This is a genomic window from Pseudomonas parafulva NBRC 16636 = DSM 17004, assembly GCF_000730645.1.
GTDB classification, from domain to species: Bacteria; Pseudomonadota; Gammaproteobacteria; order Pseudomonadales; family Pseudomonadaceae; genus Aquipseudomonas; species Aquipseudomonas parafulva.
In genome coordinates this window covers 46,463-63,511 of record NZ_BBIU01000039.1, presented here as the reverse complement: position 1 = coordinate 63,511, position 17,049 = coordinate 46,463, and the positions used below count along the sequence as shown (strand labels likewise).

16 protein-coding genes are annotated in these 17,049 nt (G+C 62.8%); 10 read left to right on the top strand and 6 right to left on the bottom strand.

Translation table 11 applies throughout. From position 1 onward, the window contains the following. The first annotated feature begins 19 nt into the window (after window positions 1–19). From PPA02S_RS20225 to pdeM, 5 genes are all read left to right on the top strand, one after another. Window positions 20–1,036 (top strand): ligase-associated DNA damage response exonuclease, encoded by a 1,017-nt coding sequence (locus PPA02S_RS20225; RefSeq protein WP_028633227.1) that lies wholly within the window; start codon window positions 20–22, stop codon window positions 1,034–1,036. After that, complete coding sequence (locus PPA02S_RS20220; RefSeq protein WP_028633228.1) at window positions 1,033–2,691, top strand: ATP-dependent DNA ligase; 1,659 nt, start codon at window positions 1,033–1,035, stop codon at window positions 2,689–2,691. The genes PPA02S_RS20225 and PPA02S_RS20220 overlap by 4 nt, the downstream gene beginning before the upstream one ends. A 118-nt stretch (window positions 2,692–2,809) precedes the next feature. Next, window positions 2,810–3,925, top strand: coding sequence for a succinylglutamate desuccinylase/aspartoacylase family protein (locus PPA02S_RS20215; protein ID WP_028633229.1), 1,116 nt, complete (start codon window positions 2,810–2,812; stop codon window positions 3,923–3,925). Between the two features lie 67 nt (window positions 3,926–3,992). Further along, complete coding sequence (locus PPA02S_RS20210; RefSeq protein ID WP_028633230.1) at window positions 3,993–6,437, top strand: ligase-associated DNA damage response DEXH box helicase; 2,445 nt, start codon at window positions 3,993–3,995, stop codon at window positions 6,435–6,437. Window positions 6,438–6,513: 76 nt separating this feature from the next. Continuing rightward, window positions 6,514–7,167, top strand: coding sequence for a ligase-associated DNA damage response endonuclease PdeM (gene pdeM / locus PPA02S_RS20205; protein ID WP_028633231.1), 654 nt, complete (start codon window positions 6,514–6,516; stop codon window positions 7,165–7,167). 6 nt (window positions 7,168–7,173) lie between these two features. Here the strand turns inward: pdeM and PPA02S_RS20200 are convergent, their stop codons facing one another. Then, on the bottom strand, window positions 7,174–7,401 hold the full coding sequence (locus PPA02S_RS20200) for a hypothetical protein (protein WP_028633232.1): 228 nt from the start codon (window positions 7,399–7,401) through the stop codon (window positions 7,174–7,176). A gap of 96 nt (window positions 7,402–7,497) precedes the next feature. After that, on the bottom strand, window positions 7,498–8,064 hold the full coding sequence (gene dcd / locus PPA02S_RS20195) for a dCTP deaminase (RefSeq protein ID WP_028633233.1): 567 nt from the start codon (window positions 8,062–8,064) through the stop codon (window positions 7,498–7,500). Between the two features lie 339 nt (window positions 8,065–8,403). On the opposite strand from dcd, the gene PPA02S_RS20190 reads away from it, so the two are divergent. After that, window positions 8,404–8,613 (top strand): cold-shock protein, encoded by a 210-nt coding sequence (locus tag PPA02S_RS20190; RefSeq protein ID WP_003254922.1) that lies wholly within the window; start codon window positions 8,404–8,406, stop codon window positions 8,611–8,613. 100 nt (window positions 8,614–8,713) lie between these two features. Here the strand turns inward: PPA02S_RS20190 and apbC are convergent, their stop codons facing one another. Then, window positions 8,714–9,808 (bottom strand): iron-sulfur cluster carrier protein ApbC, encoded by a 1,095-nt coding sequence (apbC, locus tag PPA02S_RS20185; protein ID WP_028633234.1) that lies wholly within the window; start codon window positions 9,806–9,808, stop codon window positions 8,714–8,716. 158 nt (window positions 9,809–9,966) lie between these two features. On the opposite strand from apbC, the gene metG reads away from it, so the two are divergent. From metG to PPA02S_RS23225, 3 genes are all read left to right on the top strand, one after another. Further along, window positions 9,967–12,006 carry a methionine--tRNA ligase gene (gene metG / locus PPA02S_RS20180; protein ID WP_028633235.1) on the top strand — a complete coding sequence of 680 codons (2,040 nt, stop codon included), beginning with the start codon at window positions 9,967–9,969 and terminating at the stop codon, window positions 12,004–12,006. A gap of 137 nt (window positions 12,007–12,143) precedes the next feature. Then, window positions 12,144–12,782: an endonuclease III gene (gene nth, locus PPA02S_RS20175; RefSeq protein WP_028633236.1), complete on the top strand. Its 639-nt coding sequence runs from the start codon at window positions 12,144–12,146 to the stop codon at window positions 12,780–12,782. A 104-nt stretch (window positions 12,783–12,886) separates the two neighbouring features. Further along, window positions 12,887–13,063 carry a PA3496 family putative envelope integrity protein gene (locus PPA02S_RS23225; RefSeq protein ID WP_028633237.1) on the top strand — a complete coding sequence of 59 codons (177 nt, stop codon included), beginning with the start codon at window positions 12,887–12,889 and terminating at the stop codon, window positions 13,061–13,063. 41 nt (window positions 13,064–13,104) lie between these two features. On the opposite strand, the gene PPA02S_RS20165 is transcribed toward PPA02S_RS23225, so the two are convergent. Continuing rightward, window positions 13,105–13,728, bottom strand: coding sequence for a response regulator transcription factor (locus PPA02S_RS20165; RefSeq protein WP_028633238.1), 624 nt, complete (start codon window positions 13,726–13,728; stop codon window positions 13,105–13,107). Between the two features lie 367 nt (window positions 13,729–14,095). Here PPA02S_RS20165 and PPA02S_RS20160 point away from each other — a divergent pair, with 367 nt between their 5' ends. After that, window positions 14,096–14,575, top strand: a complete 480-nt coding sequence (locus tag PPA02S_RS20160; protein ID WP_028633239.1) for a hypothetical protein — start codon at window positions 14,096–14,098, stop codon at window positions 14,573–14,575. 66 nt (window positions 14,576–14,641) lie between these two features. Here PPA02S_RS20160 and PPA02S_RS20155 read toward each other — a convergent pair whose 3' ends face one another. Further along, on the bottom strand, window positions 14,642–15,859 hold the full coding sequence (locus PPA02S_RS20155) for an argininosuccinate synthase (RefSeq protein ID WP_028633240.1): 1,218 nt from the start codon (window positions 15,857–15,859) through the stop codon (window positions 14,642–14,644). Between the two features lie 129 nt (window positions 15,860–15,988). Then, window positions 15,989–16,945, bottom strand: coding sequence for a flagellar protein MotY (locus tag PPA02S_RS20150; protein WP_028633241.1), 957 nt, complete (start codon window positions 16,943–16,945; stop codon window positions 15,989–15,991). Between the last annotated feature and the right edge of the window lie 104 nt (window positions 16,946–17,049).

Below are 17,049 nucleotides of genomic sequence, written 5' to 3'. Positions count from 1 at the left end.
CCCAACCAGCGTACGTGCCATGGACCTTGTCATTGCCCGCCCAGAAGGCCTGTATTGCCCGCCCGGTGATTTCTATATCGACCCGTGGCGGCCGGTGGACAGGGCCGTCATCACCCATGGCCATGGCGACCATTCCCGCTCCGGCAACCTCCACTACCTTACCGCCGAACCTGGCGCCGGTATTCTGCGAAGCCGCCTGGGCAAGGACATCAACCTGCAGACCCTGCCCTACGGCGAACGCCTGCAACACCACGGTGTAACCCTGAGCCTGCACCCGGCAGGGCATGTGCTGGGGTCGGCACAGGTACGCCTGGAGTACCAGGGCGAGGTGTGGGTAGCGTCCGGGGACTACAAGGTCGAGCCCGACGGCACCTGCACGCCGTTCGAGCCAGTGCGTTGCCATACCTTCATCACCGAGTCCACCTTTGGCCTGCCCATCTACCGCTGGCCCACCCAGGCCGATATCTTTGCCGGCATCAATACCTGGTGGCGGGCCAACAGCGAACAGGGCAAGGCCAGTGTGTTGTTCTGCTATGCCTTCGGCAAAGCTCAACGGATTCTCCATGGGCTAGACCCCAGCATCGGCCCTATCCTGGTGCACGGCGCCGTCGAGCCGCTCAACCGCGTGTACCGCGAAGCCGGGGTGTACCTGCCCGAAACCCGCTACGCCGGTGACATTGCGCGCAACGACCCGTTGCTGCGCAAGGCGCTGGTGCTGGCCCCCCCATCAGCCGGGGGCAGCAGCTGGATGCGCCGCTTCGGCGACTACAGCGATGCCTTTGCCAGTGGCTGGATGCTGCTGCGGGGCACACGGCGCCGGCGCGGCGTCGACCGCGGCTTCGTGTTGTCTGACCACGCCGACTGGCCAGGGCTGCTGTGGGCCATCGGGCAGACAGGGGCCGAGCGGGTGATGGTGACCCACGGCTCGGTCAGCGTGCTGGTGCGCTACCTGATGGAACAGGGCCTGGACGCCCGCGCCTTCGTCACCGAGTACGGCGAAGAAGACGATGCAGCCACCACGGAGACCGGCACATGAAAGCGTTCGCCGAACTGTATCTGCGCCTGGACAGCACCACCTCCAGCAATGCCAAGCTCGAGGCCTTGCGGGGCTATTTCGCCAGCGCACCCGCCGAGGATGCCGCCTGGGCTGTGTATTTTCTGGCAGGCGGCCGGCCGCGTCAGCTGGTGCCCACCCGGGTGCTGCGCGAGCTGGCCGGGGCCTTGGCCGGGTTGCCTGACTGGCTGTTCGAAGAAAGCTACCAGGCAGTGGGCGACCTTGCCGAAACCATCTCCCTGCTATTGCCAGAAAGCCACCAGCAAGACCAGGAAGGCCTGGCTCACTGGGTTGAAAACCACCTGCTGCCATTGCGCGGCCTGCCACCTGAAGACATCCAGCAGCGCCTGCCACCGCTCTGGGCACGCCTGGACCGCCCCAGCCTGATGCTGTGCCTGAAACTCATCACGGGCAGTTTTCGTGTGGGCGTCTCGAAGCTGCTGGTCACCCGTGCCCTGGCGCAACTGGCGGAGCTGGATGCCAAACGGGTGGCCCAGCGGCTGGTAGGCTACACCGACATCAGCCACCGCCCGACCGCTGCCAGCTACCAGCAGTTGATTGCCCCCGAATCTGCCGACGAGCACAGCCAGCGCGGTGGCCAGCCGTATCCGTTCTTCCTGGCGCACCCGCTGCAAGCCCCTACCGAGCAGTTCGAGGCGCTGCTCGGGCCGCCAGGCGACTGGCAGATCGAGTGGAAGTGGGACGGTATCCGCGCCCAGGTGGTCAAGCGTGACGGCCAGCTGTGGGTGTGGTCGCGGGGCGAGGAACTGGTCACCGAGCGCTTCCCCGAACTGCAAAGCCTGGCACAGACCCTGCCCGACGGTGTGGTGCTCGATGGCGAGATTCTGGTGTGGAAGCCCGGCACTACGGATGCCGACCTGGCGGTGCAACCCTTCGCCCTGTTGCAACAGCGGCTGGGCCGCAAGACGCTGGGCAAGAAGCTGCTGAGCGAGGCCCCGGTAGTGCTACAGGCCTACGACCTGCTGGAATGGCAAGGCGAAGACTGGCGCAGCCGCCCGCAGCATGAACGGCGCAAGCAGCTGGAAAACGTGCTGGAGGCCTGCCCACTGGCCCCGGTGCTGCTGTCGCCACTGCTTGAGGGCCCTGACTGGGCCGACCTCGCCCGCCAGCGCGAGCAGTCGCGCAGCCTGGGGGTCGAGGGGCTGATGCTCAAGCAGCGTGAAGCCCTGTATGGCGTGGGCCGCACCAAGGACATGGGCACCTGGTGGAAATGGAAGATCGACCCTTTCAGCGTGGATGCCGTGCTGATCTATGCCCAGCGCGGCCATGGCCGCCGGGCAAGCCTTTACAGCGACTACACCTTCGCCGTCTGGGATGCCCCGGCCGGCACACCCGGCCGCAGCCTGATCCCCTTCGCCAAGGCCTACTCGGGCCTTACCGACGAAGAAATGCGCAAGGTCGACGCGATCGTGCGCAAGACTACCCAGGAAACCTTCGGCCCGGTGCGCAGCGTCACCCCAACCCTGGTATTCGAATTGGGTTTTGAGGGGATCGCCTTGTCCAAGCGCCATAAAAGCGGTATTGCCGTGCGCTTCCCGCGCATGCTGCGCTGGCGCCAGGATAAGCCCGTGGACGAAGCGGATGACCTGGCCACCCTGCAGGCCTTGTTGGTCTGAACCGCCGCGTCTGCGCTACGCGTCGCGTAAAACCGATAAGCACATGCCGTGAAACTGTGCTTCTATCTGTAAGCCGACCCGTGTCGCAGCACGTTCTCGCCATGCACTCAGGACCAACATGCACCACTCTACCCACGACTTGCTCTCACCCGTTCCGGGTATCACTCGCCAGATCCACAGCTTCCATTTCGGCCCACGCGGTGGGCGCAAAGTGTATATCCAGGCCTCGCTGCACGCCGATGAATTACCCGGCATGCTGGTGGCGTGGCACCTCAAGCAGCGCCTGGTGCAACTGGAACAGCAAGGCCGCCTGCAGTGCGAAATCATCCTTGTTCCGGTGGCCAACCCGGTAGGCCTCGAACAGGTGCTGCTGGACGCACCCTTGGGACGCTTCGAGCTGCAGAGCGGGCAGAACTTCAACCGTAATTTCGTCGACCTGTCCGATAGCATCGGTGACCAGATCGAAGCGCACCTTAACCAAGACCCGGCGCACAACACTGCACTGATACGCGAGTACCTGCGCCGTGGCCTGGACGCTCACCCCGCGCATACACCTCTGCAGGCCCAGCGGCTTATCCTGCAGCGCCTGGCCTGCGATGCCGAGCTGGTCATCGACCTGCACTGCGATTTCGAAGCCGTCGAACACCTGTACACCACGCCGGATGCCTGGCCGCAGATTGAGCCGCTTGCCCGCTACCTGGGCACCCAGGCCAGCTTGCTGGCCACCGACTCGGGCGGGCAGTCGTTCGACGAGTGCTTCAGCCTGGTGTGGTGGCAACTGCAGCAACGCTTTGGCAAGCGCTTCCCAATCACGCTGGGGTGTTGCGCAGTGACCGTGGAGCTGCGCGGCCAGGCCGACGTCAGCCACGACCTGGCGCGTCAGGACGCCCAGGCGATCCTCGACTACCTCACCCATGCAGCCGTGATCGAAGGAACCGCCCCCGCCCTGCCTGCCTTGCCCAGGCCAGCCACGCCGCTGGCAGCGGTAGAGCCGGTTACCGCTGCACTGGGCGGGTTGCTGGTGTACCACGCCAAACCAGGCGATTACCTGGCAGCTGACCAGTTGATTGCCGAGGTGATCGACCCGCTCAGCGATCGGGTAACCGCGCTGCATAACACCCAGCCGGGGCTGATGTATGCGCGCAGCACTCGGCGCATGGCTACCGCCGGTATGGTCATCGCCCATGTGGCCGGTGAGCAGGTGTGCCGCAGCGGCTACCTGCTGGGCAACTGACCGGGTAAAACCAATGCACCTTGCGGGTGGTCTGTAGAAGCACAGCCTTCGAGGGGCCACCTGTACGATGCCCGCCACCACCGATCTTGCCAACGCCTGGTTTGCCCAACGCGGCTGGAAGCCGTTCGCGTTCCAGCGGCGGGTTTGGGCCGCCGTCGAGCGGGGCGAATCGGGGCTGCTCCATGCCAACACGGGCGCGGGCAAGACGTACGCCGTGTGGCTGGCCGCACTGCGGGCGTTCAAAGCCCAGGGCCAGGGGCGCCATGCTGCACCGTTGCAGGTGATCTGGGTCACCCCCATGCGGGCCCTGGCGGCAGACACCGCCCGCGCCCTGCAGGCGCCCCTGGATGAGATGGGCCTGCCTTGGAGCGTAGGCGTGCGCAGCGGCGACACCGGCAGTGCCGAGCGCGCCCGACAAGCCCGGCGGATGCCCAGTGTGCTGGTGACCACCCCCGAGAGCCTGACATTGCTGCTGACCCGCGCGCAGGCCAGTGCCGACTTCGCCACCCTGCGCATGGTGGTGGTGGACGAATGGCATGAGCTGCTGGGCAACAAGCGCGGTGTGCAGTTGCAACTGGCCTTGGCGCGCCTGCGTCACTGGCACCCTGGGCTGCCCACCTGGGGGCTGTCGGCCACCCTGGGCAACCTGCAGCACGCGCTGGATGTACTACTGCCCCAGGGCGGCCAGCTGGTACGCGGGCGCCAGGACAAGGCCTTGCTGGTCGATACCCTGCTGCCCGCCTCGATCGAGCGCTTTCCGTGGGCCGGGCACATGGGCCTGAAGATGCTCGGCCAAGTGGCCGAGGAGATCGACACCAGCAGCAGTTGCCTGGTGTTCACCAATACCCGTGCGCAGGCCGAAATCTGGTACCAGGCCCTGCTCGAATTGCGCCCCGACTGGGCCGGCCTGATCGCCCTGCACCACGCCAGCATGGCCCGTGAAACCCGCGACTGGGTAGAACGCAGCCTCAAGCAGGGTGGCCTGAAAGCGGTGATCTGCACGTCCAGCCTGGACCTGGGGGTGGATTTTCTGCCGGTCGAGCGGGTGCTGCAAATCGGCTCGGCCAAAGGCATTGCCCGCCTCATGCAACGGGCCGGGCGCTCGGGGCATGCGCCAGGGCGCCGTTCACGGATTACCCTGGTGCCCACCCATAGCCTGGAGCTGGTCGAAGCCGCCGCCGCTCGCCAGGCATTGGCCGAAGGCCATATCGAAGCCCGCCGTTCGCCGCGGTTGTGCATGGACGTTTTGGTGCAGCATTTGGTCAGCATGGCCCTGGGCAGTGGCTTCGATGCCCAGGCACTGTTGGCGGAAGTACGCAGTACCTGGGCGTTTGCCGAACTGCGTGACAGCCAGTGGCAGTGGGCACTGGACTTCGTCTGCCATGGCGGCAGCTCGCTCACGGCCTACCCCGATTATCAGCGGGTCGAAGCACAGCCAGACGGTGTGTACAAGGTTGCCAGCGAACGGCTGGCGCGTCGCCATCGCATGAGTATCGGCACCATCGTCAGCGATGCCAGCCTGCACCTCAAATACTGGAGCAAAGGCGGCGGTGGCAAGGGGCTGGGCAGCGTCGAGGAAGCCTTCATTGCACGCTTGCGGCCAGGTGACACCTTCGTGTTCGCCGGGCGCGTGCTGGAACTGGTGCGCGTCGAGAACATGACAGCGTATGTACGGCGCAGCACGGCGCGCAAGGCTGCAGTGGCACGCTGGAATGGCGGGCGCATGCCGCTTTCGAGCGAGCTGGCCGACGCACTGGTGCAACAGCTGGATGCCGCCGCCCATGGCCGCTACGACGGCCCAGAGATGCGCGCAGTACGGCCATTGCTGGCGCTGCAAGCCCATTGGTCGTCATTGCCGACGTGTACAACGCTGCTGGCTGAGACGTTCAAATCCCGCCAGGGCTGGCACCTGTTCATGTACCCGTTCGCTGGTCGCATGGCCAACATGGGGCTGGCCAACCTGATCGCCTGGCGCGTGAGCCGTGAGCAGCCCTTGTCGGTGTCCATCGCCGTCAATGACTATGGCTTCGAGCTGCTCAGCCCCGGCCAGGTGGACTGGGCAACCTACCTGCCCCGCGCGCTCAGCCCGGAGCATCTGCTGGATGACGTACTGGCCAGCCTCAATGCCGGCGAAATGGCGCTGCGCCGCTTCCGCGAAATTGCCCAGATCTCTGGGCTGGTCTTCGGCGGGTACCCTGCAGCGCAGAAGAGCATGCGCCAGATACAGGCCTCCAGTGGGCTGTTTTACGAAGTATTTCGCAAGCACGACGCGGGCAACCTGCTGCTGGGGCAAGCGCGTGACGAGGTGCTCAATGAGGAACTGGAAATCGAGCGGCTGAATCGCCAGTTGTTGAAGATGGCAGGCCTGAAGCTGGACCTGCAGGTACTGAAACGCACCGGGCCGCTGGCCTTCGCGTTGCTGGTGGAAGGCATGCGCGAAACCCTTTCTACCGAAAAGCTGGCGGACCGCATCGCGCGGATGGTCGCCGAACTGGAGAGTGCAGCAGGTTGAGGCAATTGACGAATATCACGCGGTGTCGGGTTCTACGGTCTGTGACGTACACGGGCCGGCGGCCAAGGAGGCGGCCATGACCACCCATTGTGCAATCGAGTTGTGCGGCCAGAAACTTTGGTTGCTGCCGGACAAGGCGATTTACTGGCCCGCCCGCCGGGCGCTGTTGGTAGCCGACGTGCATATCGGCAAGGCCGCCAGTTATCGCGCCCTGCACCAACCCGTGCCACGGGGCACCACCCAGGCCACCCTGGCCAGGCTCGATACCTTGCTGGCTGAGCATGAATGCGAGCTGCTCATCGTGTTAGGGGACTTTCTGCATGCGCGTACGGCGCGCGCGCCTGCCACGCTGGCGCTGGTGCAGGCGTGGCGAGAACGCCATCCACAGCTAAGCATCGTGCTGATCCGCGGCAACCACGACCGCCATGCTGGGGACCCACCCGTTTCACTGGGGATCGATGTGGTTGATGAGCCTTGGATAATGGGGCCCTTTGCGCTGCAACACGAGCCCGAAGCGCACCCTACGCATACCGTGCTGGCAGGCCACGTGCACCCCGCATTCGTACTGCGTGGCAAAGCGCGCCAGCGCCTGCGCCTGCCCTGTTTCGTGATCGACAACGAGGTGTGCCTGCTGCCGGCCTTCGGCGAGTTTACCGGGGGCTGGGAAATTGAGCCTACCCAGGCCAGCCGTATTTATCTGGCTGGCGCAGGGCGCGTCTGGCCGCTGTAGCAGCCGTCAGGCCACGGGGGCGGGTGGCGCCTCGTCCGGCAAGGTTGGCTCGCCGGGTTCCATGGGCGGCGTATCGCCAGGCTGACCCGGCTGGGGTGTATCCGGGTCGGGCTGACCCGGCACGCCCCCGGCATGCATGGGCAAGGGCTGAGCCAGCAGCGACCACGACAGCAATCCGATGTGATTGGGCTGCAGGCCTGCCAGCTTTGCACTGATGGTGGGATGGAGTTTCATTGGCACCTCCTGACATCAGCCGATAAGCGTCATGCATACCGGCACGGTTACAGGTTGGAGTGCCAAAGGCGCGTGAAATTCCCCGCGCCGGTCGGGTCAGGTGCGCGGCAGGGTCACACCGCGCTGGCCCTGGTACTTGCCGCCGCGGTCTTTGTAGGACACTTCGCACTCTTCGTCCGACTGCAGGAACAGCATCTGGGCCACGCCTTCGTTGGCGTAGATCTTCGCCGGGAGCGTGGTGGTGTTAGAGAACTCCAGGGTCACGTGGCCTTCCCACTCGGGTTCGAGCGGCGTCACGTTGACGATGATGCCGCACCGGGCATAGGTGCTCTTGCCCAGGCAGATGGTCAGCACGTCGCGGGGGATGCGGAAGTACTCCACGGTGCGGGCCAGGGCGAACGAGTTGGGGGGGATGATGCACACGTCGCTCTTGATGTCGACGAAGCTGCCCTCATCGAAATTCTTCGGGTCGACGGTGGCCGAGTTGATGTTGGTGAACACCTTGAATTCGTCGGCGCAGCGAACGTCGTAGCCGTAGCTGGACACGCCGAACGAGATGACCCGGCTGTCTTGCTCGCCGCGGACCTGGCGTTCGACGAACGGCTCGATCATGCCGTGTTCCTGCGCCATGCGGCGAATCCACTTGTCCGATTTGATGCTCATGGCGGGCTGTCCTGAAAGAAGGTGCAAGGTAAAAATACAGACGCGCATCTTACCGGTCCTGGCCCGGTCTTCAAAGTTTCATCCGTATCAGGGCTGCAATCCACGCAGGCCGGGGCTTGCAGCTGCCACCGATCTGAATTTGGGTAAAGCCGCTTCTGACCATTGGCAGGTTGCAGAAAGTGGGGTAAGGTGGCGCCACTGTGCTGCACGTGACACCGAGAATCTCTAGTTTGATGCACGATCCTGATCGGCCCATCGCTGAATTTTCTGCTCTCTTTGCGCTCAGTCCCGGGCAGGGTTTTTCCTGACCGTAATTAAATTGTCCAAGGAGACAGAAAAATGTCCAACCGTCAATCCGGTGTTGTCAAGTGGTTCAACGATGAGAAAGGCTACGGCTTCATCACCCCTCAGTCGGGCGACGACCTGTTCGTGCACTTCAAAGCCATCCAAGCTGACGGCTTCAAAACCCTGAAAGAAGGCCAGGCTGTTACTTTCGTCGCTACCCGCGGCCAGAAAGGCATGCAGGCTGAAGAAGTTCAGATCGCCTAAGTCGATCTAGCTTCCCTGCCTTCAAAAAAACCCGCCTCATGGCGGGTTTTTTCATGCCTGGCATTTGAGGGTGTGGCGCCGCTGGCGCGGCGCAGGTGGCTCAGTCGTCGCTAACGGTGATGCTCGGCATGGCAGGGGCTGTGGCTTCACGCAGCACGATGCGCGCACCTACCTGCCGGGCCAGTTCCTGGTAGATCATGGCGATCTGGCTCTCCGGCTCGGCAATCGCCGTCGGCTTGCCGTTGTCAGCCTGCTCGCGAATCAGCATCGACAAGGGCAACGAAGCCAGCAGGTCGACGCCGTACTGGGCTGCCAGTTTTTCACCGCCGCCCTCACCGAACAGGTGCTCGGCATGGCCACAGTTCGAGCAGATGTGCACAGCCATGTTCTCGACCACACCCAGCACCGGGATGTTGACCTTGCGGAACATCTCCACACCTTTACGCGCATCCAGCAGTGCCAGGTCCTGCGGGGTAGTGACGATCACCGAACCTGCCACCGGCACCTTCTGCGCCAGCGTCAGCTGAATGTCGCCGGTGCCCGGTGGCATGTCGATGACCAGGTAGTCCAGGTCGTCCCAGGCGGTCTGCGTGACCAGTTGCAACAGCGCGCCCGACACCATCGGGCCACGCCACACCATGGGCGTGTTGTCATCGGTCAGGAAGGCCATGGACATCACTTCGACGCCATGGGCCTTGATCGGCACGAACCACTTCTGCTCGCGAATCTGTGGGCGGGTGCCCTCGGCGATGCCGAACATCACACCCTGGCTGGGGCCGTAGATATCGGCATCCAGAATACCCACGCGCGCGCCTTCGCGGGCCAGCGCCAAGGCAAGGTTGGCCGCTGTGGTGGACTTGCCCACCCCCCCCTTGCCCGACGCAACGGCAATGATGTTCTTGACGTTGGCCATCGCGGGCACCTGGGCCTGGCCCTTGTGCGGGGCGATCACGCAATCGATGGCAACCTGGGCGCCGGCAACCCCCTCAAGGTTGCCGATGGCGGTCTGCAGCACCTGAGCCCAGCCCTGCTTGAACAGCCCGGCGGCGTAGCCCAGTTGCAACTGCACGTTGACCTGCCCGCCGTCGATCTCGATGGCACGCACACAGCCGGCGCTGACCGGGTCCTGGTTGAGGTAGGGGTCGGTGTACTGGCGAAGCACGCCTTCGACGGCGGCGCGGGTGACGGCACTCATGGACACTCCCATTGGCAAACTGAATGTAAAACAGGCGCCTATCCTAACCCGTCAATCGTCAACAGATGCGTGCGCGGGGTGAAATATCTTCGCCAGCCCTTTATAGTGGCCGATCATCCTCATTTTCACCCCGTCGCCAGGAAAGTAGCCGAGCCACCATGTCCGAGCCACGTCAGATTCTCGTCACCAGCGCCTTGCCCTATGCCAATGGATCGATCCACCTTGGCCATATGCTCGAGTACATCCAGACAGACATGTGGGTTCGCTTCCAGAAAATGCGCGGCAACCAGTGCATCTACGTCTGCGCTGACGATGCCCACGGCTCGGCAATCATGCTGCGTGCCGAAAAGGAAGGCATTACCCCGGAGCAGTTGATCGCCAATGTGCAGGCCGAGCACAGCGCCGATTTTGCCGACTTCCTGGTGGATTTCGACAACTTCCACTCGACCCACAGCGAAGAGAATCGCGAGCTGTCGAGCCTGATCTACACCCGCCTGCGCGAAGCCGGTCACATTGCCACCCGTTCGGTGACCCAGTACTTCGACCCAGAAAAAGGCATGTTCCTGGCCGACCGCTTCATCAAGGGCACCTGCCCCAAATGTGCGGCCGAGGACCAGTACGGCGACAACTGTGAAAAGTGCGGCGCTACCTATGCGCCTACCGAACTGAAAGACCCTAAATCTGCTATTTCCGGGGCCACCCCGGTGCTGCGCGATTCCCAGCATTTCTTCTTCAAGCTGCCTGATTTCCAGGCCATGCTGCAGCAGTGGACCCGCAGCGGCACACTGCAGGACGCCGTCGCCAACAAACTGGCCGAGTGGCTGGATGCCGGCTTGCAGGAGTGGGATATCTCCCGTGACGCGCCGTATTTCGGCTTCGAGATCCCAGGGGAGCCAGGCAAGTACTTCTACGTGTGGCTGGACGCACCGATCGGCTACATGGCCAGCTTCAAGAACCTGTGCGCCCGCCGCCCGGAGCTGGATTTCGACGCGTTCTGGAGCCAGGGCTCCAAGGCCGAGCTGTACCACTTCATCGGCAAGGACATCGTCAACTTCCACGCCCTGTTCTGGCCAGCCATGCTTGAGGGTGCGGGCCTGCGCAAGCCCACGGCAGTGAACGTGCATGGCTACCTCACCGTCAACGGCGCCAAGATGTCCAAGTCGCGCGGTACCTTCATCAAGGCCCGTACCTACCTCGATCACCTGCAGCCCGAGTACCTGCGCTACTACTACGCAGCCAAGCTGGGCCGTGGCGTCGACGACCTAGACCTCAACCTCGAAGACTTCGTGCAGAAGGTGAACTCCGACCTGGTGGGCAAGGTGGTCAACATTGCCAGCCGCTGCGCCGGGTTCATTCACAAAGGCAACGCCGGTGTGATGGTGGCCGGCGATGCGGCGCCCGAGCTCACGCAGGCCTTCCTGGCGGCAGCCCCGTCCATCGCCGAAGCCTACGAGGGCCGCGACTTCGGCCGCGCCATGCGCGAAATCATGGCCCTGGCCGACCGCGCCAACGCCTGGATCGCCGACAAGGCCCCCTGGTCGCTGGCCAAGCAGGAAGGCAAGCAGGACGAAGTGCAGGCTATTTGCGCCCAGGGCGTGAACCTGTTCCGCCAGCTGGTGATTTTCCTGAAACCGGTACTGCCGGTGCTGGCGGCGGACGCCGAGGCCTTCCTCAACGTGCCACCTCTGGCCTGGGGCGACCATGCAACGCGCCTGGAAAACCACACGCTGAACCCGTTCAAGGCGCTGATGAGCCGCATCGAACCTGCCAAGGTCGAAGCCATGGTCGCAGCCAGCAAGGAAGACCTGCTGGCCGCCGAGGCCAAGGTTACGGTCGGTAATGGCGAGCTGGCCAAGGACCCGTTGGCCGCCGAGATCGAATTCGATACCTTTGCCGCCGTCGACCTGCGCGTGGCGCTCATCGTCAAAGCCGAGGCGGTTGCCGGCGCCGACAAGCTGCTGCAACTGACCCTGGATATCGGCGACGAGCGCCGCAACGTGTTCTCGGGTATCAAGTCGGCTTACCCAGACCCGTCCAAGCTCGAAGGCCGCCTGACCATGATGGTGGCCAACCTCAAACCCCGCAAAATGCGCTTTGGGGTGTCTGAAGGCATGGTCATGGCTGCCGGCCCTGGCGGTGAAGAGATCTACCTGCTGAGCCCCGACAGCGGCGCCAAGCCAGGCCAGCGCATCAAGTAACTGTCGACCGGGGCCGCTGATGCGGCCCCACTCTCGAACAGCGGGCAGTGGCCAGGGGCGCTGCCCGCCATCACGCATTACGTGGCTGATGCCTGGCTCATCTGCCCATCAACGCCTTCCAGGAACACCTCGACTCCATGAATGCCGCCAAACGCCTGGAAATCTTCCGCCGGCTGCACGAAGACAACCCCGACCCAAAGACCGAGCTCGCCTACACCACGCCGTTCGAGCTGCTGGTGGCGGTAACCCTGTCGGCCCAGTCCACCGACGTGGGGGTCAACAAGGCCACCGCGCGCCTGTTTCCAGTGGCCAACACCCCCGAGGCCATCCATGCCCTCGGCGTGGATGGCCTTAGCCAGTACATCAAGACCATCGGCCTGTACAACAGCAAGGCCAAGAATGTGATCGAGGCGTGCCGCCTGTTGATCGAGCGTCATGGCGGCCAGGTGCCAGAAACCCGCGAAGCCCTGGAGGCCTTGCCCGGTGTCGGGCGCAAGACGGCCAACGTGGTACTGAACACGGCCTTCCGCCAACCGACGATGGCCGTAGACACCCATATCTTTCGGGTCAGCAACCGCACCGGCATCGCACCGGGCAAGACCGTACTGGAAGTGGAAAAGAAACTGGTCAAGTTCGTGCCCAAGGACTACCTGCTCGACGCCCACCACTGGTTGATCCTGCACGGGCGCTACGTCTGCCAGGCCCGCAAGCCGCGCTGTGGAAGCTGCCGTATCGAGGACTTGTGCGAATACAAGCACAAAACCAGTGACGATTGAACCGATAGCTGAAAACTGCCCGTCTCGATTGAAAAAATCTTTTTTACCAGCGTGCGCTTTCTGGTTATAAGGTCGGCCATCGGCCCCTTGGCTTGGAGCGACGCATGAGTACCGACAAAGACGACCTGTCGATCGAAGATGATTTTGTTGCCACTGAGGAGGATGCAGAGCCTCAAGTGGAACCGGCAAAGACCAACCTGAGCAAACGTCGCACCATCGATAACCTGCTTGAGGAACGCCGCCTGCAGAAGCAGTTGGCTGATTTCGACTACGACTTCTAGCCTTCGCAAAGCCTCCCTGCAGGAGGCTTTACCCATGGGGATCAGTTCAGCCCTTGCCGCTGCGCCAGTTCGATAAGGTCCACCAGGGAACGTGCATTGAGCTTGAGCAGCAGCCGAGACTTGTAGGTACTGACCGTTTTGTTGCTCAGGTACATGCTGTCGGCTATTTCCTTGTTGGACCGCCCCCTTGCCAGTTGCTGCAATACCGTCATCTCGCGCGCCGAGAGGCGGTTGACCATCTCTGTTTCGCTACCCCCGCACCTGCCACGCGAGGCATGCAGTGCCTGGTTGGGGAAATAGCTGTAGCCCGACAGTACAGCCTTGATGGCGCTGAGCAACTCGGTGAGTTCCTGCTGCTTGCACACATAGCCTGCCGCCCCCGCCTGCATGCAGCGCATGGAGAAGTTACCCGGCGCCTGGGAGGTCAGCACCAGCACCTTGCTGCCCGGGCTGGAGCTGGCCATGCGCGCGATTACCTCAAGGCCATCGAGCTTGGGGATACCAATGTCCAGTACCACGATGTCCGGGAGATGCTGCCGGGTGAGCTGCAGGGCCGCCACCCCGTTGTCGGTCTCTGCGACGACGTCATACCCATGTCGCTCCATCAGCATGCGTACGGCCAGACGTATCACCGGATGATCGTCCACGATAAGCACTTTGTTCATGCGATATCCATTCATTGCTGTTGCGTTAGTGCGCCACGATAACCGACAGAAGTAAGGATGGCGCGGGGTTTTATCTTGGAAATAGATGAACAGAAGGGCCTTACAGCACTTACAGAAATTTCCTACAACTAATAATTATAGTTGTAACAAGACTATTATCTATACCTGCAAGTAAGCGTAACAGCGCCACCCACTCGATACGATTGGAATAAGTAACAATAGCTTGGGCGATAGTGGAAACTATAAAGCCGAAAATGAGGTTCATCGGGCAAATCAGGGGATATTTCCCAGCCGGGGAAACAGTGCAGGCTTCTACGTGAGCAGCCGTGTAGGGTAATCATGGGTCCACTCCGCAGGAGACGGCCCCATGCCACAAGTACAACCAGTTGCCCCGCTGACCATCATCGCCATCTTCGCCGGCATTATCGAAGCCTCCGCGCTCGCCACACTGCCGTTCTTGAGCGAGGCCAGCCAGAAGCTCTACACGTGGTTCCTGGTCGGCTTCCCGTTTTTTCTAACGGCATTGTTCTTCTTGACGCTGAACTTCAATTACAAGTCGTTCTACAGCCCCGCCCTTCCCCGGGCGGTATCGGCTGATGGGGCACCCACACGCGATACGGATTCAAAAACGGCAGCATTGAACAATGAACCGATAAACGCCGAGCAGGTGACCTTCATGTTTTCCGGGCCAGATGCCTGCCAATTACTGGAAAAGCAACTGCTGCTCACGTTGGCCGAGCCCGCGGAACCGGCACGCACCTGGCAATTCTGCAACCTGCAAACATGCCAACGCATTCGCCTTTCCATCAGCCCGATGAACACGCCGAGCCCCGCTGTGGCGAGCTGAGCGCTTGGCTTTCGCGCACAAAAAACCCCCGCACAGGGCGGGGGTTCTTCAGGCAGCCGTTGACGCTTAGAGCATCGAGCGACCTTTGTTCGCCGCAATGCGCATGCGCAGCGCATTGAGCTTGATGAAGCCGGCAGCGTCCTCCTGGTTGTAGGCGCCCCCGTCTTCTTCGAACGTCGCGATGTTGGCATCGAACAGCGAGTCGTCCGATTTGCGGCCAACCACGGTCACGTTGCCCTTGTACAGCTTCAGGCGAACCACGCCATTCACGTTCACCTGCGAAGCATCGATCATTTTCTGCAGCATCAGGCGCTCTGGGCTCCACCAGTAGCCGGTGTAGATCAGGCTGGCGTACTTGGGCATCAGCTCATCCTTGAGGTGAGCCACTTCACGGTCCAGGGTGATCGACTCGATGGCACGGTGTGCCTTGAGCATGATGGTGCCGCCAGGGGTCTCGTAGCAGCCGCGCGACTTCATGCCCACGTAACGGTTCTCGACGATATCCAGACGGCCGATACCGTTGGCGCCGCCGATGCGGTTGAGGTCGGCCAGCACGGTCGCAGGGGTTTTCTCTACACCGTCGATGGCGACGATGTCACCGTTGCGGTAGGTGAGTTCGATGTAGGTCGCCTGGTCCGGGGCACTCTCCGGGGACACGCTCCAACGCCACATGTCTTCTTCGTGCTCGGTCCAGGTGTCTTCCAGCACACCGCCCTCATAGGAGATGTGCAGCAGGTTGGCGTCCATCGAGTAAGGCGACTTCTTCTTGCCATGGCGCTCGATCGGGATGCCGTGCTTTTCGGCGTAGTCCATCAGCTTCTCGCGGGACAGCAGGTCCCACTCACGCCATGGCGCAATCACCTTCACGCCTGGCTTGAGGGCATAGGCACCCAGTTCGAAGCGAACCTGGTCGTTGCCTTTGCCGGTAGCACCGTGGGAAATGGCATCGGCGCCGGTTTCGTTGGCGATCTCGATCAGGCGCTTGGCGATCAGCGGACGGGCGATGGAAGTACCCAGCAGGTACTCACCCTCGTAGACGGTGTTGGCACGGAACATCGGGAACACGAAGTCGCGAACGAATTCTTCGCGCAGGTCGTCGATGTAGATCTCCTTGACGCCCATCGCCTGAGCTTTGGCGCGCGCCGGCTCGACCTCTTCGCCCTGCCCCAGGTCAGCGGTGAAGGTCACCACTTCGCAGTTGTAGGTATCTTGCAGCCACTTGAGAATCACCGAAGTATCAAGGCCGCCGGAATACGCCAGTACGACCTTTTTTACGTCCGCCATGCCATCACTCCACGGGGTTGTACGGAAAAGGCCCGATTCTAACGGCGTTGCGTGCGGATTTACAGTGGCGCGACAGCTTCTGACGACAAAGCGACAAGAAATTATGGCGGCGCGACGGAGTTTCAGGCCTCAGGGTGCCTTGGCAGCCGGTGCCTGGGCCGGTGCTGCAGCGCCAGCGCCCGTCGCAGCAGGTGCCACCTGCTGCGCGGGTTTCTCAGCCGGCTTTTCAGCCACGGCAACGCGCTCCAGTTCGATACTGACGCGTCGATTGCGTGCTCGGTTCGCGGCCGTGGAGTTCTTCGCCAGCGGATAACGTTCGCCGTGGAAGCGCACCGTGATGTGTTCCTCCGGCACGCCGTGAGCAATCAGGTAATCTGCCACGGCCAAGGCACGACGGCGCGACAGGTCGCGGTTGGTCAGGCGGTTGCCGCTGTTGTCCGAGTGGCCATTGAGTTCCACCTGGTTGACCGTGGGGTCGGCCTTCATGTAGTCCAGGATCACGTTCAGGCGCGCCTTGGCGTTCTGGTCCAGGTCGATACCCCCGCCTGGGAAGCCGACCTGGGTCTGGCGCACCTGGTCGTAATTGACCGGCAGCAGCTTGGCCGCACACACTTGGTAATCGCCGTAGGCCTTGGCGAAACTGACCGGCAACACGCGCACCTCCATCGGCCTGCCGCCCTCGCCGGTAAAGTTGCGCACCACGGTGCTGCGCCCGTCCAGCAGGCCGTTTATCAAGCGGCTGGCCTGGCCTTGGGACGAGCTGAACAACAGCCCTGTGCGCGCCAGCCGCACATTGCCCAGGTTGATGTCACCCCGCCCGGGCTGCCACGGCGCCGCCGCTGCCAGCAGGCTGGCGCCGCCGGCGCCCAATGCGTTGCTGTCCGAGCGCAACTGGAAGACCGGTTGTTCGCCGGCACGGCGCACGAACTCGCCACTGCCGAAACCCTCGATGGGCTGGATGAGCCGGCATTCGAACAGGTCACCTTCGACCTTCCAGGCAATATTCTCCATGCGCGTCTGGAATGTCAGCGCGCCGGCCGGCAGGCTGGCGCACAAGGTGAACAGGGCTAGGTAACGCTGGCGCACGGGTGGCTCCACAGAGTTCGACAACTTACTTTCAGGCTATCGGACAGCACGCGGAAAACTTGATACCCGTGCTCGCCCGGGGGTTTTCCGGTAGCATTGCGCCT